The organism is Romboutsia sp. (assembly GCF_035470145.1).
Taxonomy (GTDB): Bacteria; Bacillota; Clostridia; order Peptostreptococcales; family Peptostreptococcaceae; genus Romboutsia_D.
The window spans coordinates 1-2923 of the sequence record NZ_DATIRC010000401.1 but is presented as its reverse complement, the minus strand read 5'-3'; the positions used below and the strand labels follow the sequence as shown (position 1 = coordinate 2923).

Here is a 2923-nt window from a genome sequence, read left to right as displayed (position 1 = left end):
TCCACCACGTATAATTTCTTTATAAGAATTCGGATAATATCCTCTAAATATTACACCTTTGTAGTAGTCCAATGTAGTGATCATTGATAAATCAAAGTGTATATATTTTAGATATCCATATTCTTCTATAAAGGCTTTTAATACTGTAAGTTCCTCTATAGCTTTTTTCATATCATCATTCATGTAAAGAAGTTTAGATTTATTTATAACATCCTCTAAATTTCCTTCAAGATCTAAAAGGTTCATAAGTAACTCATTCATTTCTTTATCTAAATTTAAAGTTTGTAAGTAATCAATTAATTCACACTTGTTTTTATTATATATTAAGCCTTTTATTTCTTTTTCTATATTTTCTTTTAAATTAAGTTCTTGAAAAAAGCTATTAATATATTTACTACTTCCAATTTCTAGAATAAAGTTATCACTATATCCTTTTAATATTTTTAAAACCAATCCTATAATTTCTCTCTCTGAATCTAAGGAAGGTTCACCTAAACATTCACATCCTATTTCTCTAAATTCCTTAATATTTGAATTTGGTTTATTTCTATAAATCGTAGAGTTATAGAAAAGTTTAAGCTTTAAGTTGTCCTCCCATCTTGGAATTAGGCTTTTTATTATGTTTATTGTAATATCAGGTCTTAAAATAAGTACTTTCCCATTTCCATCTAAAATTTTTACCATAGATTCTTTTTCGATTTTTTTGTTAATAGATGTAAAATTATTATAGTCTTCAAATATTGATGGTTCTACTTGAAGATATCCTTCACTTGTAAACATATCTTCAATGTTTCTTTTTAGTTCATATCTTTTTCTTGCATAATCCATTTCATCCTTAATTTTTAAAAATTCCATTCTTTTACCCTCCTTTTAAATTTATATATAAAAAATAATAAAAAAAAGCCATATAGGTGCTTGCACCTATATGGCTTAATCATTTACTAAGTAACATTTGATTAATCTTTAAACCATCATAGATACAAACCCTAATTTTTCCAACGGAACTAGGGCTTGTATCTATGAACTAAAATTCGTTCATTTTACAATCCCTTGGATCTATGATGATGGTGATTTAATTTTTCATTTAATTTTGTATTTAATTCTATCGTAACTAAAGTCACCATAACAAATTCTCCTCTCAATTTTTGAATTTTAGTATTTTATATATTGTTTTATATTATATATATACCACATTTTTTTTGCAAGTCTTTTTTCCCTTTTTCTTATTAGAAATTTTTTACATTCTATATAATTTTATTTATTTCAAATTTCACTATATCATTTATATAATCTTCTAATTTATTATTTACTGACTCATATAATACATGAATCATCCTATATTTTTTATCAATACTTTCATTTACCATTTCTTTTTTTACTAAATCTTTAAATGGGCATTCCTCTACTACCCATTTAGAAACTTTATTATTTTTAGATTTGGGATTTTCATATTTATGAGTTTTAAAATCCCCTATATCTTTTATCTCCTTTCTTCCTCTATCTTTCCAAAATATCACAATCCTTGTTCCAGTATATTCTTTTGTATTTGTACAATATTGATGAATAAAATGAACATGAGAGCGTCTTCTATTGGAATACATTCTTATCTTTCCTTTTTAAAAAATCTTTAATTTATATTAATATAATTTACCAAATATAAAGTAATATACATATTTTAAGAGAAATAAAAAAGCACTTACTTATTTGTAAATGCTTGGTATTTATTATAAATTATCTTTTTTTTATTCATATCTTAAAGCATCTATCGGATTTAATTTTGCGGCTTTTCTAGCTGGATATATTCCAAAGAAAATACCCACGGCAGAAGAAAATAATATAACTCCTACAACTGCCACTGGTGATATAACTGGAGTTATATTTGCAATACTTCCTAATCCGTAAGCTGAAATTATTCCCAATATAAGACCTATAATCCCACCGATAAGTGTTATAATAACAGATTCAGTTAGAAACTGTACTAATATTGTATTTGTTGTTGCTCCCAAGGCTTTTCTAATACCTATTTCCCTAGTTCTCTCTGTTACAGACACTAGCATTATATTCATAACTCCTATTCCACCTACTAAAAGTGCAATAGAGGCAACTGCTGCTATAAATGAAGTAAATATAGCAAATATAGAGTTTATTTGATCTAGTTGTTTTAATACACTTTCTGCCTTATAAACATTCCTATCTTGATTATGATGGATATTCTCTAATATTCTAAGAGATAAATTACCAGCTTCTTCTGTCTCATCCTTAGAATCTGCTATAATACTTAAATAGTTTATTAATGTATTTGGATACAACTTTTGTATAAAAGTAATTGGTGTATATACAAATACAGGCATTTCAGTTCCTTCTCCTGCAAGCATAAGACCTGCTGACTTAGATACGCCTATTATTTTTGCCTTTTTAGGAGACAATGGAGAGCCTACATTTACAGATTGACCAACTACATCTTCATATCCAAATAAGTTTCTTGCACTAACCTGATCAATAACTATTACATTGTTTCCTTTTAAATACTCCCTTTGGCTAAAAAATCTTCCATATAACATTTCAAGTCCATTTATTTGTTGTAAATTTTCATTCCCACCTGCCATAACAGCAAATTTAGATTTTTTTGATGTTTCTATACTTCCTTGAACTTGTGTTATAGGAGATGCATATTTAACTGTATCTACTCTTTTAAGTATTATATCTGCATCTTTTAAATTAAAGTAATCGCTCTTTTGGCCTTTTTGTTCATCAACTTGTATATTCACAGTAGAGGCACCTATTTTTTCAAATTGACCTGTTATAGATGCTGTCCCCCCTGCTCCAAGGGATAATATAGCTATAACAGAACTTATACCTATTATTATTCCTAACATAGTAAGAAAGGACCTTAACTTATTAGCTCTTATACTATCTATAGCCA

Annotated in this window: 3 protein-coding genes; all 3 read right to left on the bottom strand. The window is 26.9% G+C overall.

Translation table 11 applies throughout. The features are described from left to right. On the bottom strand, nucleotides 1–855 hold an 855-nt coding region (locus VLM92_RS15880; RefSeq protein WP_325277294.1), incomplete at its 3' end, for an ATP phosphoribosyltransferase regulatory subunit. 389 nt (nucleotides 856–1244) lie between these two features. Continuing rightward, nucleotides 1245–1601 carry a hypothetical protein gene (locus tag VLM92_RS15875; RefSeq protein WP_325277293.1) on the bottom strand — a complete coding sequence of 119 codons (357 nt, stop codon included), beginning with the start codon at nucleotides 1599–1601 and terminating at the stop codon, nucleotides 1245–1247. Between the two features lie 141 nt (nucleotides 1602–1742). Next, nucleotides 1743–2923: ABC transporter permease (locus VLM92_RS15870; RefSeq protein WP_325277292.1), on the bottom strand; the 1181-nt coding region annotated here is incomplete at its 5' end.